Below are 24,222 nucleotides of genomic sequence, written 5' to 3'. Positions count from 1 at the left end.
CCCCCGCCCACGACTACGCCTTCGGGAACGCCTGGCGGCCCGACTGTGACCCGCCACCCCCGCCCAGCAGTCCGTCGGATCCGGTCTGCGGCGCGGTGAGGTTCTGAGCCTCCCCTGGAAGGACGTGGGTCTGTCGGACGGCACGGCCGCCACCCGACAGAAGATCCAGCGCGTTGACGGGGAACTGCTGATCGCTGCCGAAGACTCAGCGATCGGCCCGGCGGGTGGTGCGTGAGGGATGGGGCGGAGTCCCGGCAACGGCCTGAGAGAGCCGCGCGGCGGTTGCTGTCACCGCCCGCCGTCACCGCATACGCAAGAGGCCCCTTCCATCACTGGAAGGGGCCTCTGAGCTGGTGCGCGCTCGGCAGGATTCGAACCTGCAACCTCTTGATCCGTAGGTTCGGGCGGGGTGCTGGTTCGGGTCTCGGTGGTGGTCCGGCCTGGTGTCCATAGCGGGCCGATGGCGGACGTCGTGTGCCGTCGTTGATGTCAACACTGATGTCAGCAGCCCCGCACATGGTGCACAGTCGCAACAGCTTTAAAGAGAGGGTAGTCAGACTAGGTACACCACTGCCCGAACCCGCTCTAGCAACCTTCGGCCACGATCATTCGGCTTTTTGCGTGCTCCGAAGGGACACGAATGGGTGCAAGCCATCCCCGGAAATACACTCAGAAAGATAATCTCTGATCAGTGGGTGCCTAAACTCCAAAGCCCCTCGGCGCGGAACCAGTAGCGAAACCCGCCTGGCTTCCTCAAGCGAAGTCTTATGACGCCGAGGAAAATAACCCGCCTTTGTCATTATTCGCCTACATTGGCCTCTCCGGATCAAATCCAATCCCCCATTCCTTAGAGCGGCAATGAAGGCGGTCGGAACTACGTAGAAGAAGGAATTAAGAAGCGGAGAGTAGAGCATTCCTTGACTGACGACAGAGGCGGAACGAAAAAAATAGAATGCCGCAGACAAGGTTACATAAGTTGCCGCAGATACGAGGATGGCGACTGTCACAGTGGAGCGAACCAGATTAGAAATCTCTCCACCTACACGATCAGGCATCTCGCTCGGGTCTAACGTCTGAGATTCACGAGCCATCTTAAGCGCAGGAAAGATTGCAAGCACGGTTAGAAAAGCCAAACATATACCGCCCAGAAAATCATCTGCCGCGCCAGACAGAACAAGCGAAATCCCCATCACTCCCTCCACAAGGAGCACCCCGAGAAGCCGCTTGGCGAATTTAAACAGGCTGCGCGCCACCGATGTCCTTCTAGCAACCGCAGGCGCCCATATGTCACCTCTAGCTACCATCCAAGCAAGGGATCCATAAGTAATCGGCACAGCAAAAGCCAAACTGAGATGAACGCTTTTAGACGGCGATTCCGGGGCGAATAGAGCCATCACAAGCCGCAGAATAAACGAGGGGACCGCAACAAACAGAAACGCCATCAGCAGCGTACGCGTCTCCGCCAATTTCTTAAACTTATTGGGGAGAAATTCCACCGGGGCGCGATCCGGGCAAAAGAGCGACCTACGCTGCTCTCTCAACCCAAGGGCCGTGAAAGCGAGCCACATTCCCGCGTCAGCCCCCCTCTTCATGCTACGCTCGGCGGAATTAACATAGGCCGCCAGGATACTCCTTCGCCTGTCACCAGATGCAGCAAAATCCGGCGAATCGCCTGCTGAGTACACAGAAATCGCTAAGCGGAGCATCAGCGGGTTGCACAGGAGTTGCCTGAGTTGGCCATCCCGACCCAGAGCGTGATTGAGGTTAGAAAGAGAATCCCCGAAGCTACCGACAAAATCGGATACTTGACGCTCGTCGATTTCATTGATCACCAAAGAGGCTTTAAGATTAAGCTTCCTCCCCGTGTCACGGTATTCATTCAGTCGACTAGCAACCACAACTTGCGTACCGGGGTTACTGGACACGAATTTATTTAGAGCAGATATACACTCGCGCCGCTCTCGGAACCTCAGTTCATCGAGACCGTCAAGGATCAGCATTAACTCGGAGTCCGTGAGCCATTGAACTAAAATTCTCTGGGGAACTCCATATGTTTCGTGAATGGACTGAACGAACCAGCGCCACATCTCCTTGCGAGGTCCAGACCACTCGGACAAATGCAGGTAGAAGGGTACAGGGCTGTGATCGCCCAACGTAGCCTGATTAATCGCCGTGTGCATAATTTTATGTAAGGCACGGGTCTTACCGGTGCCAGAGTTACCCAGTATGAGCAGCTTGCCAGACGATACTTCTAGCGCCTGATTGACATCCATGGACTCCCATCTTTCAGCCGCGAAAAGTTGGTTCATCGGATCCCGATGCAGCTGCTGTCGAGCCACATAGGAGATCCCAAACTCCATCGATGCAGGAAGATCCATACTTTCCCCGCCGCGCCAATACTCCTCCCCTCTCACCCACGCGGGCAGCACTTTAGTAATGAGCTTCCTACGAATACGCGCATCCCGCTTCTCTAGAAGCGAATCCACAACGGCCACATTGCGTACGTTGATATCGCGACCGGCCGCAAAGTAGCCAGATATATCAACGTCACCAAATGTGGTCTGAGGTGACCTGGAGTTCAGGCGGCGTCGCAAGCTGTTTAAAAAACTTATGGGTGTCAACGCCCATCAAACCTAATGTCGCGACCGGCCACATACTTGCCGCGCAGGTTAACGTCGCCATAGACCGTTCCAGCACCTTCAATATTTGTTTGTTTGGAAATACCGCCAAGGATTTCCTTCAGCGCTGCAACGCTGCTGGGATCTTCCTCCAACAACGTCAGGATTCTACTCGACAGGGCAGGTTCATCGATGACCTGGAGTTCTTCCTCACTTACAGCACGAGAAGTTAGGAACGAACGAAGTCGCAGAAAGTAAGTTCGGATCGCGGAGTCTGTGGCAGTCGCAGCATGACTTGCCACACCCGATACGTACGCTGTGGCTCCTGCATCAGCTAACGTGGTCAGATCCATACGTCTTCCCCCTGATCTGCATTTTTGTGACCGCCTACTCGGCGTAGGTCGTGCTGATTAGCCTTCGTCTAAACGTCGCCGCAGCAGTACTACCCAAGCGATGGAGGCTTAGAACATTGGGCCCGCGTCGAGGGCCCAGCCACCCCAAACGTCTGCTGCCAAGCACCGCTCTCGCGCGTCAGCGGGCACGTTCCCACCAACATCAGCCATCAGCTAATGGTTCCGGCTGACTCTCGTATCGCTATCAGACGCACCTGCGGGCCAGGGCACCCTGCATCTACCAGCCGGAATTCGCTCGGGACCAACTTGCTTGCTGGTGTTGGTACTGAGGACGGAGGAGTGCTGGGCACATCGATGACTATGCGGTCCACCAGGTCAGCAAGCAAACGTGCTACCTCGTTATCGCTGCCCTCGATGAGCACCGAGCGTGCGCCGGACTCGGTGAAGTCGCGTACGACCTTGGCTGGCTCGTCACCAAGCGGTCCAGTTGGCACACGGAACGCGTCTTCGCCGTGGCCGCCTAGCACGCCTTCCTCAATCGCCCCGTACCGCCGTATCACCAGATCGTGCGTGCGGCGGAGCTCGGTCAAGACCTGGTCGCTGTGGCCCTCGTTGATGCCAACGCTGTACGCCCAGGTGATGTGCGGCCTTCCGGTACGCAGTGAGTGGAGCCACGGGCCGAGGACGAGTAGCGCTTCCTGCTCCAGGACGCCGCGCTCTACCTCAATGCCGGCCTGCTCCAGCACCGCCGCGCCGCCCTCTCCTCGTGAGGTCGGGTCCATGACGGCTATCAGGACGCGGGACACCTTTGCGTCGATCAGTGCCTGTCGGCAGGGCGGGGTCCGGCCGTGGTGGTTGCAGGGCTCCAGGGTCACGACCGCCGTGCCGCCCTCGGCCCGCTCCCCCGCTGCGGTGAGCGCGTTCACCTCGGCGTGGTGGTCGCCCTTGCGGAGGTGGTACCCCTCGCCGACCGGTACGCCGTCGCGGTCGAGGATCACGCACCCGACGGGCGGGTTGGGGCTCGTCGTCCCGAGGCCCTGGGCAGAGATGGCGATTGCTCGCCGCATGGCCGTCAGTTCGTTCGGCGTGGCCATCAGAACCCCGCATTCTCCTTGACTGCGTCGAGTAGATCCCGCACAGCGGGAACATTACTCGCCGCCGCGAGAGCGTTGACTGCCGTGACGGCCTCTTGCAGAGTGCGGCCGGAACCGGAGCCCCGGGCCATGTCGAGAACGGCTGCGGCCTCGGCAGCGGCCTGCTCGTACTCCTGGATTCCCACGTAGGCCATCGCGAGCCGCGCCTGGGCGAATCCCCGGTCGCGCTGATAGACGTCCGGGAGTTCGGTCAATGCGGTCTGGAAGGTAGAGACCGCTCGATCCGGCCGGGAGAGGTTGAGCCAGCAATTCGCGCGCTGGATTTCGATATAGCTGGGAGTGCAGAAGTCCCCATGGCCGGATCGGGCGTCACCGGAGGATTCGGCGATGGCGGCGAACTCGTGCGCCTCGTCCAGCTTCCGCTGACAGGCGATCTCGTCCCCGTCGAGCGCAAGTCCCTGCGCCTCCTGCTGGATGGCGGCTGCCTTCATCGGCCGGGAGAGCGCTCGTTCGTGGCGCTGCACGGCCTGGGCAAGGCCGATCGCCTGGCCTGCGTTCTTCTTCCTTGCCGCAAGCTGGCTGCGGCGGAACAGCGTCCACGAGAGCATGGCTTCGTCTCCGGCCTCCATGGCCCATTCCATGGCCCGGCTCGTCCATGTCTCCGCGCTGGACACGTCCATGGAGTCCTCGTGGAGCCACGCGGCGGACTCGGCGTATTGGGCCGAGAGCTTCAGCAGCTCTTGCCGGTGCTCGCCCCTGCTGTCCTCCAGAAGACCTTGCAGCATGTCGAGCTGCTGATGGACTCCCGCGAGAGCGTGACGCGGGCCGAAGAGGTTGTCGGCCCTGACCAGGGTGTGCCACATGTCGCGGAAGTGCTCGATGGCTGCTTCGCCTCGTCCGGCGGGGAGTCGGTGTGGTCTGGTGGGCTGGGGACTGACGATCTCGGCGGAAGCGTTGACGGCACGGAGGGCTCCGCTTCCTTGCAGGGCGACACCAATTGCGTGCCCGAGAAGGGCTCGGCGATTTATCGGCACGATCTGCTCCCTTCCATCGACGTACACCGAAACCAGAACGATTTCGGGTAGCGCATCCGCGTCCGCCGACTTCGATGGGTCCACGTGCACAATCGGCAGACCAGGAATCGCCCCCGTTGCGGGTAGGGACGGGGGTTCGTTCGAGCCGTCTGGGCTACTGCGAGCGTAAGCCTGGTTCTGGGCAGCGGCGGCCGGTGGCGGGGTACCCTCCCAGGGCCGTTCGGGCAGGTCGAGCATGTGGCCGGGAATGCCCAGACCATCAGCGATGCGTTCCATGACGGCGACGCTGCGAATGCCCCGATCGCCTCGGATGACGTCGCCGACACGCGCGCTGGTCATCTTGGTGACGGCGGCGGCGATCGCCGCGTAGCTCGCTGGGGCTCGTCTGTTGACGAGACGGAAGATCTCGCCGAAGTCCCTTCGCCTGCATGCCCGTTTCATGTCCTCGCTCAGGAGCAAGCGGTCCGGGATGGTGAGGGGGTATCCGCTGCGCCTGGCTTCACGTTCACTCATGGGCCGCTCACGAGGTGTAGGGACGTGCGTCCAGTCCAGCGTAGATCGCGCCATGGATTGGGGTACCCCGTTTCACCGCCTGGGGTACCCCGTTGGCTGTCCCGATGAGGGCGTCTCACCTGCACGCTTGTGGCCATGAAGCCAGAGCTGACAGGCCCGGATGGACGCGTGGTGGTGAGGCGTTGGACCCGCCACCCCCGCTGTGTCGCCCTGGCCCGAGCCGACTTGCGGAAGGCTCTGGCTGGTTGGGGGCTGATCGCGGTCGAAGAGGCCGCGCTGTTGGTGCTGTCCGAATTGATAACGAACGCCGTGCGTCATGCGCGGGTGCCGGGGCGCCAGATCGAGACGCGCTATCTGCACCAGGGCGACAAGGTGCGGATCGAGGTTCACGACGCGGCCGACCAGTTGCCCAAGCTGAGGACTCCGACCCCCGAATCGGTACGCGGCCGAGGGCTGGTCCTGGTGGAAACGCTCGCCGATCAGTGGGGCGTCACCCCACGGCCAGCGGTGGGCAAGGCGGTCTGGGCGGTCCTCGCACTTCCTGCCGACGAACGGGCCTCACTGGCCAGTGGAGAGCGTAGAGAGGGGCAGTCGTGACGACCGCCGGAAACTCCGTGATACGGCAGGGCGATTGGACCCTGTGGACCCTGAGCACAGACGTCACCGGAAGTCCTCCGATCTTGGAGGCCGAATGCACGACGTGTGACGACTCATCCGGGGCGACTGAAGAGGCCAAGCAGCCGGAGGTGTGGTGCCTGCGTCACGCGAACCAGACGGGCCACACGGGATTCCGCCTGATCATCACGAGCTTCTTCCGCGCGTCCACGGCGAACGTGGGCTCTTCCGCGACGGCTGTGCGAGGCCGAACGGCGACGCCTGACGCGTAGCCCCTCAAGGCTGGGCGGGGGTCGCAGTCGTGGAGGGACCGGCGGCCCCCGCCCTCAACAACTTCAGACCTGAAGCCGGACCACCCCTCAAACCCTGGCAGGCGCGGGGTGGTCCGGCGGAGAGTCCATGATCAGGACCCCGGTGCCGATGGTACCGGGGCGGTTGTCGTGCTCGCTTCGACTCTGCCTGTCCCCAGATGAGTTCAGACGCAGGAAAGGGATGGTGACGAGTGCGAGGCAGATGCGAGGTGGTGGCAGTCTCCAGAGCGTTTACGACACGGTGGTCAGCCACGGTGATACGGAAACCGACGCGGAGCGACCGCGACGGCCTGAGCCACCGCGCGGCAGCTGCTGCTCCCCGCCCACCAGGACCGGGCAGTTCGGTCTGCTCACGCGCCCGCATCCGTGACGGCGACAGTACGACGGCCGGCCACATCGGGCCGGGGCCGACGGCCGACATACCCCCGGCCAGGCACCCCTCCCCTCCCCGCTGGCCGTTGCTACGCGCACAACGACGATGGCCGCAGTCGGCGGACGGTCCGCCATGTAAACCGCTCTGCGTAGCCGCCCCTCGACGGCTGGCAGCTCGGGCCCTTGGTCCTGGCCGTGCCGCTGCGTCGGCATGTTCGCGGTGATCACCAGGCGCTCCGTGGGAGCTGTTCCGGGTACTGACTGCGCTTGGTGGGCTACTGGTGCGGGGTGGCGCGCTGAGTGGCACGGGGACGCCGCTGAGCGGGGCGGCAGACAGGAGCGGGCGGCGGCCACGGGCCGCCAGCGCGCGCGGCCCGCGCAAGCGGGCCGCCTTGATCCAGTAAGGAAACTCTGAACAGCTCGCACCAGAAGATCGCCGGAGGATCGCAATGCAGGATGCGCGCGACCAACGCGCAGACGACAAGGGGGAACTGGTGCTGACCGAGCAGGAGCGGGCGCTGCTGGCAGAGATCGCGTCGATGGCTGAGCGCCTGCACGGTGAGCTGGAGGAGATTCGTGCGGAGGTGGCGGAGATCCAGGAGGAGCGGGCTACGAGTCCTGCCGCGCCTTCAGTTCGGCGACTTCCCGCTTGAGGGTCTGGACCTCCGCGTTCAAGGCTCGGAGCTGGTCACGGACAGCCTGAAGGGTTTCGATCACGGCCCCGTCTGCCTCAGCGCTGTCGGGGTCCGGAACCTTTCCTGCCTGCACCACCAGACCTGACACAACCCCCATGACCTCGTTGCTGGGTCCGACGACGTCTGCGACATAGCTGCCACGCCCCTGCACCGTGTAGATCAAGCCCTCTTCCCGGAGTACGCGAAGAGCGCTGCGGGCGGTCATGTTGGCGATGCCGAACCGCTCTTGCAGCTCGCGATGCGAGGGGAGCTGTTCCCCCGGCTTGAGCTTGCCCGCCTTGATCTCGGCCCGGATGGCCTCGGCTGCCTGCTGATACGGCGGGCGGGCGTCGTGCGTCGACGGCGTCATGGTCCCAGGGTAGCCGTGTTAGCTCACCTAACACACCCAGGCCCTTGAACTCTCGTAGCTAGCTCACTTGACCTAGCTAGCCTGGCTAGATCATAGTTGTGCCCCGATCGCACAAGCGGTCGGCCACAAAAGGGAGTTCGAGCATGGCTATGACCCGTATTCGCGTGGGGCTGCTGCCCTCCACTCAGTTCATCGCTGGCACCCTCCCGGTGCCGAAGGTCAAGAACCCCGAGACGGGTGAGGTCGCCACCGACCGTGACACCGGGGAGACCCTGCACACCCTGACCGTGTTCCTCATGGAAGAGGGCCGCGCCGAGCAGATGAAGATCACCGTGCCGGAGAGCGGTCTGCCGGGTGGTCTCCAGCCGGGGATGCCGGTGCGGGTGGCGGAGCTGTTCGCCACTCCGTGGGCGCGGCTCTTCAACGGCCAGTTGTCCGATGGCGTGGCTTACCGGGCGGCGGCGCTGGAGTTGGTCAAGTGACGGCCGCTGCCCCTGAGCCGGTCTATCCGGTTGAGCCGGAGAGCGGGGATGACGACTCGCGGTTCACCAACGGCCTGCTCTTCGACGTGGCCAAGGTGATCGAGTCGCACGGCTACCCCAAGCTCGCATCCGGCCGTGACCTGCTGGAACTGCGGATATCCCTCTACCGATTCCTCTACACGAACAAGGACGTGCTGTGACTGTGCAGGAGGTGTTCGGGTCTGCCCCGGCTGTTGCCGGGGCGGCCCTGGCCCTGATCGGCATATGGGCCCTGTGGTGGCTGGTGCGCTATGTGCGTGCCGACAAAATGACGCGGGCGAGCATGCGGCAGGCCATCGGCGTACGGCGGCGCTGGCGTCGGCTGGCCCCGATGGTCGGGCTGTCGGTGACCGACAAGACTCCTCCGGCCGTGATCGTGGCCCCGGACGGCAAGGTCCCCAAGCCACGGGTCCTCATCCCGAAGATCCGGGTCGCGGCCGACCGGTACGGGGTGCTGGTGCACGCGGTCTGCCTGCCCAAGGTGGGCCTGGCGGAGTTCCAGCGGGCGGCCCCGTATCTGGCCGATGCATGGCGGTGCACGCGGGTTTCGGTCCTACCGGACCAGCCGGGGACGCTGGTGATCCGTGGGGTGCGGGTTGATCCGCTGATCGTTCCCACCGAGCACACCCCGTCTGGGGCTGTGCCGGAGGATCTGGCGGTGTGGGATCTGGGCCTGGACGAGTACGCGCAGCCGGTAAGCGTCAGCCTGGCCAACGTGCCCGGTGTCACCGTGGCCGGGCTGCCCGGCTTCGGCAAGACGTCCCTGGTCAACCGGTTCATCTGCGATACGGCGCCGTCCGATGCGGTGCAGTACGCGGTGGCCGATGGGAAGGTGACCTCATCCCATGAGGGCGACTACGCCGACTTGACGGACCGGATCTTCGCGTTCGTCGGTGACGATCTGGAAGAGGCGAACGCGCTGTTCACGCGGCTGGTGAAGCTGCGGCGGGACCGGTCGGCGTCCATCCGTGCCCTGCTGGGCGTGAAGAACATGTGGCACCTCGGGCCCTCAGCCGCCTGGCCGTTGACCGTGCTCATCGTGGACGAAGCGCACACCTACTTCCGCGACTACAAGGGATCGGACACGCGGACGAAGAAGCTCGCCGCGCTGGCCGCCGAGAACGCGCGGCTGGTGGAGGACCTGGTGAAGAAGGGCCGCAACGTCGGCATCCTGGTGATCATCGCGACACAGAAGGCAACCGGGGACGCCATCCCCACCTTCATCCGGGACGTGTGCCCGGTGGGCCTGTCCTTCGCCCAGAAGACCGCCGAAGCGGCCGTGGTCGCGCTCGGGGAGGACATCCGCAACTGGCCCGACGCCAGCCCCACCGCACTCCAGGACCCGGCCTACGTCGGGGTGGCGGCCATGGCGCACCAGGGCCGTCCCGGCTTCGCCCGCATCCGCACGCCGTACGTGGCCGACGCGGACGCTGCCCGCATCGCCACCGACACCGCCCACCTGACCCGCGACCCCGCCGAACTGCTGGAAGAACTGGCGGTCTCCGCGATGCGGGTGGACGACCCGTTCACCAAACGGGAGGCCGCCTGACCCGTGCCCTCTGACCTGCTCGTCGCTACACGTGGAAGGAGGTGAATCCTCTATGTCTGAGGACCGGATCACTCAGCGCACCGTGACCGTGATCATGGGCATAATCGCGGCCCTGGCCTTCGTCTTCTCCTTCGGCAACGTCTGGGCCCTCGCGCTGCGCCTCGGCGTCCCCGGCCCCATCGCACCGCTGATCGCCCCCATGGTGGACCTGTCCGTCGTCGGCCTCCTGGTCGCCCTGCGGTACCTGTCCCTGCGCGGCGTCCCGGCCGACCAGATCACGGGCGCCACTCGGCTCATGCACATGTCCGGGCTGCTGACCCTGGCCCTCAACGTCGCCGAACCCATCGTCGCCGAGCACTACGGCCGGGCCGCCGTGGACGCGGTCGCCCCGCTCCTCCTCCTGGGCTGGGGAGCCGTCGGCCCCCAACTCCTGCGCCACTTCCACACCGTCGCCCACACCACCCCGACCCCTGCCGCGCCTGACGCACCGGTCGAGAAGGCACCGGCCCCCGAGCCGGAGCCTGCCCCGGCCCCCGAACCGGTCACGCCGAAGCCGGAGAGTTCCCCGGCGGTCACGGTGCCCGTGCCGCTGCTGAACGCGGCCCGCACCATCGCCGACACCTACCGGGCCGAGCACGGCGAGTCCATCACTCCGGCGCAGCTCCGGGCCCGCCTCGGCGTCGCACTGCCGCTGGCCACCGCCACGCACGCCCAGCTCTGACCCCGTGCCGGCCGTCCCGGCAACCCAGAAACCCCCGCCCCTGACCGGGCCCGGATTCGTCATGCCCCGAGCAGCACCCGCACCCCTGACCCAGTGCTGCCCGGGGCCCTCCCGAAAGGACACCTCACCCGTGAAAGCCCCTCTGGACCTGCGCCACGTGGCGAGCCTGGCCCTGCGGGACCTCATCGAGCTTGCCCATCTCCCCGACTTTGAGCGCGTCCACGACCAGATCAGCCGAATCCGCGGTTGTACCCGCCCGGTTCAGCTCGTCGGCTCCACCGAAACCCGCGACACAGCGACGGACACCATCGTCCGTGCGTACAGCACCGCTGGCGAACCCACCGGGCGGCTGCTGACCACCTGCGGTAACCGCCGTTCCTCCCGCTGTCCCTCCTGCTCCCGCCTGTACGCCGCCGACACCTACCACCTGATCAAGGCCGGACTCTCAGGCGGCAAGAGCGTGCCGGGGACCGTACGCACACACCCCCGCCTCTTCGTCACCCTGACCGCCCCGTCGTTCGGGCCGGTCCACAACCGCCGCATCACCGACGCGGGCGAGAACCTGCCCTGCCGCTGCGGCACCCGCCACCCCGCCGACGACCCCGCCTTGGGCACCCCGCTGTCCCCGGCCACCTACGACTACACCGGCGCCGTGCTCTGGAACGCCCACGCCGGAGCCCTGTGGGCACGCTTCACCACCTACCTCCGCCGTGAGCTGGCCGCGCACCTCGGCATGACGCAGAAGGCGCTGAATGCGGCGCTGCGGGTCTCCTTCGCCAAGGTCGCCGAGTACCAGCGGCGCGGCCTGGTCCACTTCCACGCCGTTGTGCGCCTCGACGGCCCGGAAGGCAGCGACGAGCCCCCGCCCCGGTGGGCCACCGCCGACGCGCTCACCCACGCGGTCACCGAGGCGGCCGAACGCGCCGTGCTCACGGTCACCTCCGACGCCATCGGCGAACGCCGACTCACCTGGGGCGATCAGCTCGACATCCGCGAGATCGCCGCCCTGGGCGACGGAGAACTGACAGATCAGAAGGTCGCCGCCTATGTCGCGAAGTACGCCACCAAGAGCGCTGAGGACTCCGGGACCGTGGACCGCTCCCTGCGCTGCCCTCACTGCACCGGACGCGGCTACCAGCGCGGTCCTGACGGATTCCGGGACCTGTGCGAGGAGTGCAAGGGCACCGGCCAGTCCGAACCCATCGCGGACCTGCCCGTGCACAGCCACGTCCGCCAGATGATCCGCACCGCCTGGAACCTCGGCCACCTCCCCGAGTTCGCCGAACTCAAGCTCTGGAAGTGGGCCCACATGCTCGGCTTCCGAGGCCACTTCTCCAGCAAATCCCGCCGCTACTCCACCACCCTCAGCGCACTGCGCGACATCCGCCGCACCTGGCGCACGGAGCAAGCACGCGCCACAGACGACCGGCCCGAGCGGGAGGAGGAAACCACCCTCGTCGTCTCCCACTGGCAATACCTGGCCTCCGGCTACAGCCCCGGCGAAGAACTCCTCGCCGCCCAGGTACGCCACGACATCGCCCAAGCACGCGACCACGCCGACCGCCGCAAGACAGAAGGAGACCCCTGGCTGTGACTCCGGGCCTGCTCAACGTGGGCCAGGTCGCGGCTCGGCTCCAGGTGAGCCGCTGGACGGTCTACAACCTCATCCGCTCACGGGAGCTGGCCTCCCTGACCATCGGCCGCTGCCGACGCATCACCGAATCCGCCCTGCACGACTACATCCACCGCCAGACCGAAGGAGAGGCCGCCTGATGGCCGGGAGGAACGTCAACGGAGAAGGCACGATCGTCCAGCGCAAGGACGGCCGTTGGCACGGAGCGGCGTACGTCCTCACGCCGGACGGCACGTACAAACGGCGCTTCGTCTACGGCAAGAGCTGGGATGACGTTCACGAAAAGCTGACCCGCCTCAAGGCGGACTCACAGAGCGGTATTCCCGTCGTCACGAGCAAGCTGAGCCTGGGCGAGTTCCTGACGTACTGGCTGGCCAACGTCGCTCGCATCAAGGTGCGGCCGTCCACGTACGCGGCCTACGAAACGCTCGTACGGATCTACCTCGCTCCGGGCCTGGGGAAGAAGAAGCTGGCCCGGCTCACCGCACGGGACATCCGGGCCTTCCTCGCCACCACCGCGCGTACGTGCCAGTGCTGCGCTCAAGGGAAGGACAAGGCACGGCCGGAACGGAAACGCCGCTGCTGCGCGCTGGGCAAGTGCTGCGAGTCGTACCCGTCCGATCGGACCGTGCGTTTCCTCCTGGTGCTGCTGCGGGCGGCACTGGAGCACGCGGTGCGGGAGGACGAACTACCGCGCAACGTGGCCAAGAACGTCGAGCTGGGCATGGGCACGAAGCGCGAGATAGAGCCGCTGACCGTGGAGGAGGGGCGTCGGCTCCTGGCGGCGGCGCGTGGCAATCGGATGTGGGCGGCGTACGAACTGGCCGTACGGATCGGGCTGCGACGCGGGGAAGTCCTCGGCCTTCGGTGGAAGGACGTGGATCTTACGGACGGCACAGTCACCATCCGCCAGACGCTCCAGCGCGTTGGCGGGGAACTGCTGGTCGCTGCTCCGAAGACTCAGCGCTCGGCCCGCCGGGTGGCGCTGCCCGGCGAGTGCGTGACGGCGCTCCGCGCTCGCCGAGCCCAGCAACACGGAGACCGCCTTGCGGCAGGAGACAAGTGGAAGGACGACGGCAGGGATCTCGTCTTCACCACGAAGAACGGAACGCCCATCGAACCGCGCAACCTGAACCGCGCCTTCACCCTCCTGTGCGACAAGGCAGGCGTCCGGCGCGTCCGGTTCCATGATCTCCGGCATACCTGCGCGTCGCTGCTGCACGAGCAGGGGGCCGACGCCCGAATGATCATGGAAGTGCTCGGGCACAGCTCGATCCGCGTGACGATGGACATCTACACCTTCGTCCGGCTCGACTCTCAGCGCTCCGCATTCGATCGCGTCGGCGATGCCCTGCGTGACATCAACGACGACGGCGACGACGGCCCGAGCGGCGTCCCCGTACCCGCCTGATCCAACCCGCGTGGCCGTTGATGTCAGTTTGGATGTCAACGCATACGCAAGAGGCCCCTTCCGATGATCGGAAGGGGCCTCTGAGCTGGTGCGCGCTCGGCAGGATTCGAACCTGCAACCTCTTGATCCGTAGTCAAGTGCTCTATCCGTTAAGCTACGAGCGCTTGGCTTCCCGGCGGTTTTTCTTGCCGGTCGGCGTTGCGGGGACAACATTACATGACCTCTGCCGCCAGGCGAAATCCGTTTCCCACACCCACGCTGACCTGCGGAAACTCCGTTTTCAGGGGCTGCCGGAGCGGCCGTCGCGAGACATCGGGGAGTGGGCCTTCGCGTCGCGAGGCCGTTGAGGAGCGACGGACGGCGTCACGGAAGGCAACGTTGCAGTCGCCCTGCGTTGCTTCGGTGGTAGTCCGGGGTTGCAGGGCTATCGGGCCGCGGTCGGCCGGAGCCGCAGTTCCCGTCACCGTCGCCGTAGTAAGGGGAGCGCGGGGGGGTCGTCGCGCCGGGCCGCTTCCGTGATCGTTGGCGGCGGGCCGCGGAAACGACACAGGGAGCCCGCGCCATAGGCACGGGCTCCCTGATCAGAGAGCGGAGGCTGAGGGATTTGAACCCTCGATGGGCTTTAGGGCCCAAACCGCATTAGCAGTGCGGCGCCATAGACCAGACTAGGCGAAGCCTCCAGCACACCGGTTTCGCTCGCGCGAGCGCGACGTGGTGTGTGCAGATGATGTCATAGCCCAGCGGGATGTCACCAATCGCGGACTACGGTACTCGGCGGGCGGGGCCCATCGCAAAGCCCTAACGCCCGGGAGCAGCCCCAATGCCTGAGTGCAGCCCTTACGGCGGAGCGGCAGCCCCCTTCGGCGGAACGGCAGTCCGCACCGGCCGGGCGCAGTCCTCACCGGCCGGGCGCAGTCCTTACCGGCCGGGCGCAGTCCTTACCGGCGGAGCGCAGCCCTCACCAGCCGAGCGCGGCCCTTACCGCCGAGCGCAGCCCTTATGGCGGCGCAACGCGCGCCGCGGCGGCGCGTTAGAGGGGGCAGGGGCAGCGCGCCCCGTCTGATCACTCCAGGAGTGTCCCGATGCCCCTGCTGCACCGCCTCGTCGTCACCGCCGCTCTGACGACCGCCGCCACGGCGGGCGCGCTGGCCCCCGCCGGGGCCACGCCGCTGCCGCTGCCCCTGCCGTTCGACGGGGAGAGCGCCGACCGGCTCGTGATCACCGTCAGCCAGAACGGGGATCCCGACGATGCCTCGACCTTTGTGCTGAACTGCCACCCGACCGGGGGTACGCACCCCCGGGCCCGGGCCGCGTGTGCGCAGCTGGACTCGCAGACCGTATGGGGCCGGGATCCGTTCGCGCCGGTGTCGCCCGATGCGATGTGCACCGGGCAGTACGGCGGGCCGGCCACGGCGCGGGTGACGGGTCACTGGGCGGGGCGTCCCGTCAACGCGTGGTTCAACCGCACCAACGGGTGTGAAATCGCCCGATGGAATCGGTTCTCCGTCGTTTTGCGCACGCCTGGGAGCTGACCTGGGGATTGGGGCGGGAGTGAGAAGAGGAGAGCACGGAGAAGTTTGTCCGGGCGTGCGTCGAGACGCGTACGTCGTGCTGCGACCTCCCTCTCATCCGCCGTCACGTCCGCCTTCGGTGGCCGTAGACTCCCCTAGAGACACTCCGCAGACGGGACGGCAGAATGACCGCGAGTGTCAGCAAGATGCAGTAGTCAGGGAGGAAGCGTCGTCGTGAGCAGCAGGCCATCCCGAGGCGCTGCTCGCCTCGCGGCGATACTCGACGCCCTCCCCGACGCGCTGTTGCTCGTCAACTGCAACGGCACGATCGTCAACGCCAACCACATCGCGCTGGAGTCCTTCGAGGCTCCGGGCACCGCCCTGGTCGGCCGTGGTCTGCTCGATCTGCTCCCCTCCTTCGATCCCAATCGCATTCCCGGGTCGATGCGGCGCCCCGAGTCGGCCCAGCGGGACGGCATCAAGCCGACCCGGATGATGGCCCGGCGCACCGACGGGGCGCAGATTCCCGTCGAGGTGACCAGCGCGAATCTGGAGGATGGGCGGACTCCTTACGCCGATCAGTACAGCTACACCGGTGATGAGCTGCTGATGCTCATCGTGCGCGACCTGACCGGGACGCTCGACACCGAGGCCGAACTCGCCCGTCAGCAGCGCCAGACCGAGATGATCCTGCGCGCGGCGGCGGAGGGCGTGGTCGGCGTGGACACCGAGGGCAAGGTGGTCCTCGTCAACCCGTCCGCCGCGCAGATCCTCGGCTACCGGGCCAGCGACATGGGCGGTCAGGAGCTTCACTCTCTTGTACACCACTCGCGCCCGGACGGTTCCCCGTTCCCATACGAGGAATCTCCCCTCGCCGACTCCCTGCGCTCCGGCCGCAAGCACCGGGTGCGCGGCCAGGTGCTGTGGGCCAAGGACGGAAGCGAGGTGCCGGTCGATCTGACCACCGCGCCCGTCCGCGACGGCGAGCAACTCGTGGGCGCGGTGATGACCTTCACCGACCGGCGTGCCGAGAAGGCCATGGCGGCCAAGCACGCCGAGGAGGTGGAGAGCCTCACGACCCAGCACACGGAGGAGGTCGAGAGCCTCACCACCGAGCACACGGAGAAGGTGGAGAGCCTCACCGCCCAGCACGCCGAGGAGCTGGAGAACCTCACCGCGCAGCACACGAAGACCGTGGAGGAGCTGCGGACGCAGCTCGCCGAGGAGCGCGCGCGGTACACCGCGCAGCTGGAGTCCGTGACCGCCCGGAACAGCCAGCTGCTCGCCGTGCTGGACCAGTCGCTGCGCGGACCGCTGCTGCAGCTGCGCGGCGAACTCGGTGTGCTCGCCGACGACCCGGCCGGGCAGCTGTGGCCCGAGGCCAACCAGATCCTGCACCACCTCGCCGCCGGCTACACCCGGATGACCACGCTCGTCGACAACGTCCTGAGCTACCAGCGGCTCGACGCGCACAGCGAGGAGCTGGCCCGCCGGACGGTCTCGATGGACGAGGTCGTATCGGCCAGTGTGGAGGGCGCGGTCGAGCTGATCGGCCCGGGCCGCGCGCAGTTCGCCGTGCACGCGCCGCCGATCGACGCCGAGGTGGACCCGGAGCGGCTCGCCCAGGCGCTTGCCCATCTGATCGCGGACGTGGCCGGGGTCGACTCCACCGGCAACACCGCGGCGGGCAGCGCGGCGAGCGACTCGACGATCGTGGTCGCGGCGGCGCAGCGCGGCGATGTCGTACGGATCGAGGTCCGCGGGCCGTACGCGGGCGGCGACCCGGTGCACGAGCCGATCGTGCGCGGGATCGTGCGCCGGCACGGGGGCGTGCTCCAGACCCATGAGATGCCGGGCATGGGCGGTCACGCCTACGTCCTTGAGGTGCCGATCTCGGCGGCGGCCGCGGCCGAGCAGGAGCGCGCGAACGGCGACGCCGCCGGGCACGGCGACGGTACGCGGGGACAGGGCACCTCCGGCGCGGGTACGGGAACCGACGCGGGTACGGGTACGGGTACGGGCACCGCGGGCGGCAACGCCACCGGCCAGACCCCGACCGGCCAGACCCCGACCGGACGCCGCGCCCGGCACGGCGCGGCCCCCAGCGGCACGCCGGGCGACACCAGCGGCGGCGGTACGCAGGGCCACGGCACGCAAGGCAACGGCACACAGGGCGGTACGCCGCCGCCCAACCTCCGTAAGGCCGACCCGCATACGGCCGACCCGCATACGGCCGACCCGCATACGGCCGATCCCCGTACGGCCGACCCGCGCACCGCCGCTCAGCAGGGCGCCCCGGGCGCGCCCACCGCGCTTCCCGCGGTCGTCGGCGAGGACAGCGCGGCCCAGCAGCAGGGCACCGCCGAGGCCGCGGACACCCCACGGCCCACCGGGCGGCGCAGGGCGCGCCCCCACCCCGACGAGGCGGCGGCCGCGGCCACCGGACCGCAGCCGACGGGCGCGGCCGCCATGGGTGTTGTGCCGCCTCAGGGCATTCCGGCCCAGCAGCAGCCCCAGGGCCGCCGCGCCCGGCGCGGCGCCCCGGCGCAGGAACAGGGCGGCCCTCAGGCCGCCGGTGCCCCCGCCCAGGGCGCGAACGGCCGGCCTGCCCTCGCCCTGCCCGCGGCCGCCTCCGACACGCCCCAGCAGCCCGCCCAGCCGGTCGCGTCGGGCATGCCCGCGCTGCCCGCCGCCCGTACGCCCGAGGAGCAACAGCCCAACTGGGGCCAGGACACCGGCGCGGGCCAGCCGGAAGAGGTCCAGCCCACCGGACGTCGCCGGGCCCGCCGCACGCTGGCCGAGGCGCCGGAGTTGTCGGCGCCCGACCAGGCGCAGCCCCAGGCCCAGGGCCAGGCGCAGCCCCAACCTCAGCCGCAGCAAACCCAGCCGCAGCCGCAGGCCGCGGGGGAGTCCGGTCTCGTTCGCTCTCCCTTCGCGCTGCCCCCGGCCGCCGCCGACCGGGCGCAGCCCGGCGCGCTGCCGCCGGAGCTCGGCCCGGCCGGGCTCGTCCCCGCGCAGCACGGCGCTCGCGAGGCACGGGGCGGCGCGCCCCAGCCGCAGCAGGGCGGCGGCCTGGCGGTACGAGGCGAGCCCGTACCCCCCAACGGCGCCGCACGGCCCGGGGGCTGGCCATCCGACCCCGGTCAGGCACAGGGCCAGGACCCGCGTCGGCCCCAGCCGCAGGCCCAGGGCCCCGGCGCCGCTCAGCCCGCCGGGTCGGGCATGCCCGCGCTGCCCGCCGCCCGTACGCCCGAGGAACAGCAGCCCAACTGGGGCCAGGACACCGGCGGCGGCCAGCCGCAGGACGTCCCGCCCACCGGACGTCGCCGCGCCCGGCGGCCGCTGGCCGAGGAGCAGCCGGAGGCGACCCAGGGTGGTCCGGGTGGTCCCGGTCATCCGGTGGGTCCGCCCCAGGGTGGCCCCGGTGGTCCGCAGCCCGCGGAGGCGAGCGGGCGCCCACCGGCCCAGCAGCCACCCGCCCAGCAGCCGGCGCAGTGGCCGGACGCGCCCTCGCAGCCCCGCCCGCAGCCGCTGCCCGCCGAGGCCCCGCCGAACGCGGACACCGCCCAGGGGCGCGCGATCAGCGTGCGGACCCTGGGCCAAGGGGTGCCGTTCGCCCAGCAGGTGGGTGAGCACCCCCAGGGTCAGGGCCCGCAGGGCCAGCCGCTGGGACGCCCGCAGCAGGGCCAGCCCCAGACGCCCTCCGGAGGCACCAGCTTGGGCTCCGGCAGGCGCCGCAAGCTGGCCGCCCGGCCCGAGATGGCGGGCCAGGGCACCTCGGCCGAACTGCAGCCGGCCGGCAGCCGTTCGCAACCGCACCCCGGGGCACAGACCGGCCCGCAGCCCCGTCCCCAGCCCGGGCCGGGGGCGCAGCCGCAGCGTGCGGCGAATGCGTCGCAGAGCTCGGGCCGTGCGTTCGCCATCGGCGCGCCGGACGAGGGCGCCGAGGGGCCGGAACCGCTGGACGGGCCGAACGGCGCCGTCGAGATCGTCGACGACCGCACCCCGCCGCCCGACGACGAACTGCCCCCGGAGCCGCTGGACAACCCGCGCCGCCTCCTCGTGTGGCCCGCGCCGGACATGTCCACCCAGCAGGCGCTGAGCGACCGCGGCTACCGTCCGGTGATCGTGAACTCCCGTGAGGAGGTCGACGCGCAGATCGCCGCGTACCCGGCGGCGCTGTTCGTCGATCCGCTGACCGGGCCGATCACCCGGACCGCGCTGCAGTCGCTGCGTACGGCCGCGGTCGCCGCCGAGGTGCCGGTGCTGGTGACCGCGGGGCTCGGCCAGGCGACGCGGGAGGCGGCGTACGGCGCCGACCCGGCCGTCCTGTTCAAGGCGCTCGCCCCGCGCGACAGCGAGCAGCATCCGTCGCGCGTTCTGCTGATCGAGGAGCACGAGCCGATCTCGGCGGCCCTTACGGCGACGCTCGAGCGGCGCGGGATGCAGGTCGCCCGCGCGGCGACGGACGCGGACGCGGTCTCGCTCGCGGGGCAGATGCGGCCGAACCTGGTGGTGATGGACCTGATGCAGGTACGCCGCCGCCGGGCCGGGATCGTCGACTGGTTGCGCGGCAACGGACTGCTCAACCGCACCCCGCTGGTCGTCTACACCTCCGCGGACATCGATCCGGCGCATCTGTCGCGGCTGGCCTCGGGCGAAACGGTGCTGTTCCTCGCGGAGCGCTCGACGAGCGCGGAGGTGCAGTCGCGGATCGTGGACCTGCTGGCGAAGATCGGCACCAACTGACGCACGCGGGCCTTACGGTGACGCCCGGCCCGTAAGGGCACGGCCACGCTGTCCTTACGGTGGCGTGCCGCCTGTACGGGCACGGCCCACTGGTCCTTACGGTGGCGTGCCGCCCGTAAAGGCACGCCCGCTGTCCTTACGGTGACGCCCGGCCCCTAAAGCACGGCCACGCTGTCCTTACGGTGGCGTGCCGCCTGTACGGGCACGGCCCACTGGTCCTTACGGTGATGCGCGGCCCCGTAAAGGCACGGCCCGCCGATCCATACGGTGACATGCCGCCCGTAAGGAGACGCTCGCCTCCTTACGGTGACCGCGTCACCGACCGACCGGGGCGCGGACCCGCTCGGCCCGCGCCCCCGATCCGGCGTTCCTCAGCCCAGTCGTCCCAGCGTGATCACAAGCCCAGCGTGGTCACATCCAGCTCGCCGTCCGCGTACTGCTTGCGGATCACCTTCTTGTTGAACTTCCCCACGCTCGTCTTCGGCACCACCGGGATCAGCGCCCAGTGCTCCGGCAGCTGCCAGCGCGCGATCCGTTCGGCGAGGAAGGCCCGCAGCCCCTCGTAGTCGACCGTGGCGCCCTCCGTCAGCACCACCGTGGCCAGCGGCCGCTCTCCCCACTTCTCGTCCGGCACCGCCACCACCGCCGCCTCGGCGACCTCCGGATGGCCCATCAGCTGGTTCTCCAGCTCGACCGAGGAGATCCACTCGCCGCCCGACTTGATGACGTCCTTGGCCCGGTCGGTCAGCGTCAGATAGCAGTCGGGGCTGATGGTGCCGACGTCTCCGGTCTTCAGCCAGCCGTCCTCGGTGAACTTGTCCTCGGGGCGGAACGGCTCGCCGTCCGCCCCTCCGTAGTACGCGCCCGCGATCCACGGCCCGCGTACCTCCAGCTCCCCCGGCGTCTTCCCGTCCCACGGCACGACTTCGCCGTCCGCCGAGATCAACCGGCACTCGACGGACGTCGGGAAGCGGCCCTGCGACAGCCGGTACGGCCAGGCGTCCTCCGCCGAGAGCCCGCCCGGCGGATGGGCCACCGAGCCGAGCGGAGAGGTCTCCGTCATGCCCCATGCATGGACGACGTGAATGCCGTGGCGCTCCTCGTACGCCTTCATCAGGGAGGGCGGGCAGGCCGCGCCGCCGATGAAGACGTCCCGCAGACAGCTCACCTCCCGCGGCCTCGCGTCGAGTTCGGCGAGCAGCCCCTGCCAGACGGTGGGGACGGCGGCCGCGATGGTGGGACGTTCGCGCTCGATCATCTCGGCCAGCGGCTCGGGCTGGAGGAAGCGGTCGGGCATGAGTATCGAGGCGCCCGCCATGAAGGCGGCATGCGCGGTGCCCCATGCGTTGGCGTGGAACATGGGCACCACCGGCAGCAGGGTGTCGGCACCGGACATCCCGAACGACTCGGCGGTGTTGACCTGCATCGAATGCAGGTAGATGGAGCGGTGGCTGTAGGCCACGCCCTTGGGGTCCCCGGTCGTGCCCGAGGTGTAGCAGAGCGCGGCGGCCTGGCGCTCGTCGATCTCCGGCCAGGCGTAGTGCCGCGGCCGCCCCTCGATCAGTTCCTCGTAGTCATGGACCCGGGCGGCGCAGCCGTCCAGGACGGAACGGTCGCCGGGCCCCGCGACCACGATGTGCTTCACGGTGGTGAGGCCGGGGAGGAGCGGGGCGAGCAGCGGAAGCACCGAGCCATTGACGATGATCACGCGATCGGCGGCGTGGTTCACGATCCAGCCGAGCTGCTCGGTGGGCAGCCGGAGGTTGAGGGTGTGCAGCACGGCGCCCATGGAGGGGACCGCGAGATAGGCCTCCAGATGCTCGCCGTTGTTCCACATCAAAGTGGCCACGGCCTGCCCCGGCTCCACCCCGAGTTCATCGCGCAGCGCGTTCGCCAACTGGATCGACCGCATGCCCACCTCGTGGAAACTGCGGCGCCGGGGCTCGCCCTCACCCGTCCAGGTGGTCACATGGGCCGTACGGCCATGCACGAATGCCCCGTGCACGAGGATGCGGGTCACGGTCAGCGGTACGTCCTGCATCGTGCTGAGCACCGGGGCCTCCAGGGTTCCGGTTACGCGCGGGCTGAGGTTCCGCCGATTCTGCAGCCGACCGCTCGGTATGTCACTACCCCCGGACCCCGCCGATCAGCCCGTCGGCCGCCCCGGTGTCCGCGTCGATCGCCCCCGGTGGCCCCGTCGATCGCCCCGTCGGTTGTCCCCTGGGTGTCCCCGTCGATCGCCCGTCGGTCCCCCTGCCGACCCTGGGGCGGTCCCCGGGCCGGTCCCCCCGGTCAGCCCCCGTCGACCGGCGCGCGGCCGGTCACGCCGCGTAGCCGAGTTCCGGGTCCTCGCGGAGCTTGCCGAGGGCGCGCGAGACCGCGCTCTTGACGGTGCCGACGGACACTCCGAGTACCTCCGCCGTCTGCGCCTCGCTCAGGTCCTCGTAGTACCTGAGGACGACCATCGCCCGCTGGCGGTCCGGCAGCCGCAGTACGGCCCGCCACAGGGCGTCGCGGACGACCTGCCGTTCGGCGGGGTCCGGGGCGGGCACCGTCTCGGGCTCGGGCAGCTCCTCGCAGGCGAATTCGTCGATCTTGCGCTTGCGCCACTGCGAGGTCCGGGTGTTGACCAGGGCACGCCGCACATAGCCGTCCAGCGCGTTGTGGTCCTCGATACGCTCCCACGCCAGGTACGTCTTGGTCAGCGCGGTTTGCAGCAGATCCTCGGCGTCGCACACGTTGGAGGTCAGCGAGCGGGCGGTGCGCAACAGCACCGGCCCCCGCGCCCGTACATACGAAGTGAACGACGGGAACGCGGCGGCGGATACGCCTGTGCACACGGTCGTGGTCATGGCTTAACGCTAGGAGCCGGGCAGGTCGGAGCGGATCGGCCATAAGTGCCGAAGAGGGATCAGCCTCAGGTTGTACGGGTGGGGCTGGCACCACCTCCTCCGGGGGGAGGGGGCACGCCGAGGGTCAGGGTTCCGCCCGACGGTTCCCCGAGAGCGTCCCCTAAGGCGCTCCGGGAGAGTTCCCGAGGATTCCCCGACGATGCCTCCCAGGACTCCTCCGAGGACCCCTTCGAGAATGCCGCCGGAATCCTCCGAGGATGCCGTCCGGGATGCCGTCGGGGATGCCGTCGGGGATGCCGCCCGGATCCAAGGGTGTCCCGGACGGGGGCCGGTGGCGGTGGGTCACTTGATGATCGCGACCGGTGCGTCCACCTTGTTGCGGTCGATGCGCAGCTTCCGGCCGCCGTGCGTCACATCGACGTTGCCCTTGTACTGGTGGATGCGGCGGTGCGGATTCCACGCGCTCTTGGCCAGCGTCGGCTCACCGTACAGCGACGGCTTCCCCTTCCAGCGCGCGAACCACATGGCGGAGGGCAGGTCATGGACCCCGGCCCGGCGGGCCTGCTCCACATGGCGCACCCCGGACTCGGCGCTGCTGTAGAAGCCGGGGAAGAAGCCGCGCGAGCGGACCTCGCGGTTCCAGCCGCGGATGAAGGAGAGCGTCTTGGCGGCGCAGCCCGTCTTCGTCAGGTCGTACGCCTCCATGTCGAGGTAGAGCGCGCTGCGCTTCTTCAGGGAGAGCGCCTTGGCGCGCGCGACCGCGTCCTTGCCCTCCGCGCGCCCCTGGGAGAAGGGCTTGCTGCCGATCGGCACATGCTTCTTGTTGGCGCTGCGGACGCAGGGGGCCTGGGATCCGACGAAGATGGGCAGCACCCGCCACTTCATGCTCTTGACGCCGCGCATCCAGGAGACGGTGAGGTTGGGCTGGCTCGCACAGGCCCGGCCGCGGCCGGCGTAGTAGACGCCGACGGCGCGGTAGCGGGAGCTGTTCCACGCGCGGAGGGTGGCGAGGGACGGTGCGTGGCAGGTGTCGAAGGCCCAGCCCTGGAAGACCTTGGCGCCCAGGGGGCGAGGGTCGGGCAGGACCTCCGCCGAGGCGGCGGGGGTGGCACCGGCGATCGCGGTGGCCAGCGTCGCGGCCAGACCGGCGGTCCAGCCCGTGGCCTGCCATCTGCTCTGCCTGCCCTGCCTGCTGGGCCTGCCCTGCCTGCTGGGCCTGCCCTGCCTGCTGGGCCTGCCCTGCCTGCTGGGCCTGCCCTGCCTGCCGGGCCCGCTCGGCCTGCTCCGCCTGCTCTGCTCTCTTCGGGTCATATGACGAGTG

The 24,222-nt window shown here is 68.5% G+C and carries 19 protein-coding genes and 2 tRNA genes; 11 read left to right on the top strand and 10 right to left on the bottom strand.

All coding sequences use genetic code 11. The features are described from left to right. Window positions 1-605: 605 nt before the first annotated feature. The 4 genes from J8403_RS22590 to J8403_RS22575 all read right to left on the bottom strand — a co-directional run bounded on the left by J8403_RS22590 (window position 606) and on the right by J8403_RS22575 (window position 5,612). Window positions 606-2,621: an NACHT domain-containing protein gene (locus tag J8403_RS22590; RefSeq protein ID WP_211124755.1), complete on the bottom strand. Its 2,016-nt coding sequence runs from the start codon at window positions 2,619-2,621 to the stop codon at window positions 606-608. Beyond that, entirely contained in the window at window positions 2,618-2,971 is a 354-nt protein-coding gene (locus J8403_RS22585) for a hypothetical protein (protein WP_143645228.1), read from the bottom strand. The genes J8403_RS22590 and J8403_RS22585 overlap by 4 nt, the downstream gene beginning before the upstream one ends. Before the next feature lie 209 nt (window positions 2,972-3,180). Beyond that, window positions 3,181-4,065: a bifunctional diaminohydroxyphosphoribosylaminopyrimidine deaminase/5-amino-6-(5-phosphoribosylamino)uracil reductase RibD gene (gene ribD / locus J8403_RS22580; protein WP_211124754.1), complete on the bottom strand. Its 885-nt coding sequence runs from the start codon at window positions 4,063-4,065 to the stop codon at window positions 3,181-3,183. Continuing rightward, entirely contained in the window at window positions 4,065-5,612 is a 1,548-nt protein-coding gene (locus J8403_RS22575) for an NsdA family TPR-like regulatory protein (protein WP_211124753.1), read from the bottom strand. Before J8403_RS22575 ends, ribD begins: the two co-directional genes overlap by 1 nt. Before the next feature lie 135 nt (window positions 5,613-5,747). Here J8403_RS22575 and J8403_RS22570 point away from each other — a divergent pair, with 135 nt between their 5' ends. After that, a complete protein-coding gene (locus J8403_RS22570; protein WP_211124752.1) occupies window positions 5,748-6,209 on the top strand; it encodes an ATP-binding protein in 462 nt (153 codons plus the stop codon). After that, window positions 6,206-6,499 carry a DUF7848 domain-containing protein gene (locus J8403_RS44920; protein WP_485129826.1) on the top strand — a complete coding sequence of 98 codons (294 nt, stop codon included), beginning with the start codon at window positions 6,206-6,208 and terminating at the stop codon, window positions 6,497-6,499. Before J8403_RS22570 ends, J8403_RS44920 begins: the two co-directional genes overlap by 4 nt. 1,020 nt (window positions 6,500-7,519) lie before the next feature. On the opposite strand, the gene J8403_RS22565 is transcribed toward J8403_RS44920, so the two are convergent. Beyond that, window positions 7,520-7,954: a GntR family transcriptional regulator gene (locus J8403_RS22565; RefSeq protein ID WP_211124751.1), complete on the bottom strand. Its 435-nt coding sequence runs from the start codon at window positions 7,952-7,954 to the stop codon at window positions 7,520-7,522. A 143-nt stretch (window positions 7,955-8,097) separates the two neighbouring features. Between J8403_RS22565 and J8403_RS22560 the strand changes: the two genes are divergently transcribed. From J8403_RS22560 to J8403_RS22530, 7 genes are all read left to right on the top strand, one after another. After that, window positions 8,098-8,436, top strand: coding sequence for an SCO3933 family regulatory protein (locus J8403_RS22560; protein ID WP_147966917.1), 339 nt, complete (start codon window positions 8,098-8,100; stop codon window positions 8,434-8,436). Next, a complete protein-coding gene (locus J8403_RS22555; protein ID WP_137966505.1) occupies window positions 8,433-8,636 on the top strand; it encodes a hypothetical protein in 204 nt (67 codons plus the stop codon). Before J8403_RS22560 ends, J8403_RS22555 begins: the two co-directional genes overlap by 4 nt. Continuing rightward, entirely contained in the window at window positions 8,633-10,024 is a 1,392-nt protein-coding gene (locus J8403_RS22550; protein WP_211124750.1) for an FtsK/SpoIIIE domain-containing protein, read from the top strand. Before J8403_RS22555 ends, J8403_RS22550 begins: the two co-directional genes overlap by 4 nt. 52 nt (window positions 10,025-10,076) lie before the next feature. Then, window positions 10,077-10,745, top strand: coding sequence for a DUF2637 domain-containing protein (locus J8403_RS22545; protein WP_211124749.1), 669 nt, complete (start codon window positions 10,077-10,079; stop codon window positions 10,743-10,745). A 130-nt stretch (window positions 10,746-10,875) separates the two neighbouring features. After that, on the top strand, window positions 10,876-12,339 hold the full coding sequence (locus J8403_RS22540) for a replication initiator (protein WP_211124748.1): 1,464 nt from the start codon (window positions 10,876-10,878) through the stop codon (window positions 12,337-12,339). Then, window positions 12,336-12,518, top strand: a complete 183-nt coding sequence (locus J8403_RS22535; RefSeq protein ID WP_211124747.1) for a helix-turn-helix domain-containing protein — start codon at window positions 12,336-12,338, stop codon at window positions 12,516-12,518. The genes J8403_RS22540 and J8403_RS22535 overlap by 4 nt, the downstream gene beginning before the upstream one ends. Then, on the top strand, window positions 12,518-13,789 hold the full coding sequence (locus J8403_RS22530) for a site-specific integrase (protein WP_211124746.1): 1,272 nt from the start codon (window positions 12,518-12,520) through the stop codon (window positions 13,787-13,789). The genes J8403_RS22535 and J8403_RS22530 overlap by 1 nt, the downstream gene beginning before the upstream one ends. A gap of 91 nt (window positions 13,790-13,880) precedes the next feature. On the opposite strand, the gene J8403_RS22525 is transcribed toward J8403_RS22530, so the two are convergent. Further along, window positions 13,881-13,953 (bottom strand) — tRNA-Arg (locus J8403_RS22525). Between the two features lie 425 nt (window positions 13,954-14,378). Further along, window positions 14,379-14,469 (bottom strand) — tRNA-Ser (locus J8403_RS22520). A 402-nt stretch (window positions 14,470-14,871) separates the two neighbouring features. On the opposite strand from J8403_RS22520, the gene J8403_RS22515 reads away from it, so the two are divergent. Continuing rightward, the gene (locus J8403_RS22515) at window positions 14,872-15,321 is read left to right on the top strand and encodes an SSI family serine proteinase inhibitor (protein WP_211124745.1); all 450 of its coding nucleotides are present in this window, start codon (window positions 14,872-14,874) and stop codon (window positions 15,319-15,321) included. A 213-nt stretch (window positions 15,322-15,534) separates the two neighbouring features. Beyond that, the gene (locus tag J8403_RS22510; RefSeq protein ID WP_211124744.1) at window positions 15,535-20,049 is read left to right on the top strand and encodes a PAS domain-containing protein; all 4,515 of its coding nucleotides are present in this window, start codon (window positions 15,535-15,537) and stop codon (window positions 20,047-20,049) included. A gap of 394 nt (window positions 20,050-20,443) precedes the next feature. On the opposite strand, the gene J8403_RS22505 is transcribed toward J8403_RS22510, so the two are convergent. From J8403_RS22505 to J8403_RS22495, 3 genes are all read right to left on the bottom strand, one after another. Further along, the gene (locus J8403_RS22505) at window positions 20,444-22,102 is read right to left on the bottom strand and encodes a long-chain fatty acid--CoA ligase (protein WP_211124743.1); all 1,659 of its coding nucleotides are present in this window, start codon (window positions 22,100-22,102) and stop codon (window positions 20,444-20,446) included. Between the two features lie 268 nt (window positions 22,103-22,370). After that, window positions 22,371-22,901 carry a SigE family RNA polymerase sigma factor gene (locus J8403_RS22500; protein WP_078642344.1) on the bottom strand — a complete coding sequence of 177 codons (531 nt, stop codon included), beginning with the start codon at window positions 22,899-22,901 and terminating at the stop codon, window positions 22,371-22,373. A 342-nt stretch (window positions 22,902-23,243) separates the two neighbouring features. After that, window positions 23,244-24,212 carry a DUF1906 domain-containing protein gene (locus J8403_RS22495; RefSeq protein WP_211124742.1) on the bottom strand — a complete coding sequence of 323 codons (969 nt, stop codon included), beginning with the start codon at window positions 24,210-24,212 and terminating at the stop codon, window positions 23,244-23,246. Window positions 24,213-24,222: the final 10 nt, after the last annotated feature.

Source organism: Streptomyces yatensis (assembly GCF_018069625.1).
Lineage (GTDB): Bacteria > Actinomycetota > Actinomycetes > Streptomycetales > Streptomycetaceae > Streptomyces > Streptomyces yatensis.
The sequence above is the reverse complement of the archived record's forward strand: the minus strand, read 5'-3'. Positions and strand labels throughout refer to the sequence as shown.

Coding starts and splice junctions, on each gene's coding strand:
- J8403_RS22570 (WP_211124752.1), top strand. CDS start 5,748: ATGAAGCCAGAGCTGACAGGCCCGGATGGACGCGTGGTGGTGAGGCGT.
- J8403_RS22575 (WP_211124753.1), bottom strand. CDS start 5,612: ATGAGTGAACGTGAAGCCAGGCGCAGCGGATACCCCCTCACCATCCCG.
- J8403_RS22545 (WP_211124749.1), top strand. CDS start 10,077: ATGTCTGAGGACCGGATCACTCAGCGCACCGTGACCGTGATCATGGGC.
- J8403_RS22515 (WP_211124745.1), top strand. CDS start 14,872: ATGCCCCTGCTGCACCGCCTCGTCGTCACCGCCGCTCTGACGACCGCC.
- J8403_RS22495 (WP_211124742.1), bottom strand. CDS start 24,212: ATGACCCGAAGAGAGCAGAGCAGGCGGAGCAGGCCGAGCGGGCCCGGC.
- J8403_RS22530 (WP_211124746.1), top strand. CDS start 12,518: ATGGCCGGGAGGAACGTCAACGGAGAAGGCACGATCGTCCAGCGCAAG.
- J8403_RS22565 (WP_211124751.1), bottom strand. CDS start 7,954: ATGACGCCGTCGACGCACGACGCCCGCCCGCCGTATCAGCAGGCAGCC.
- J8403_RS22500 (WP_078642344.1), bottom strand. CDS start 22,901: ATGACCACGACCGTGTGCACAGGCGTATCCGCCGCCGCGTTCCCGTCG.
- J8403_RS22585 (WP_143645228.1), bottom strand. CDS start 2,971: ATGGATCTGACCACGTTAGCTGATGCAGGAGCCACAGCGTACGTATCG.
- J8403_RS22560 (WP_147966917.1), top strand. CDS start 8,098: ATGGCTATGACCCGTATTCGCGTGGGGCTGCTGCCCTCCACTCAGTTC.
- ribD (WP_211124754.1), bottom strand. CDS start 4,065: ATGGCCACGCCGAACGAACTGACGGCCATGCGGCGAGCAATCGCCATC.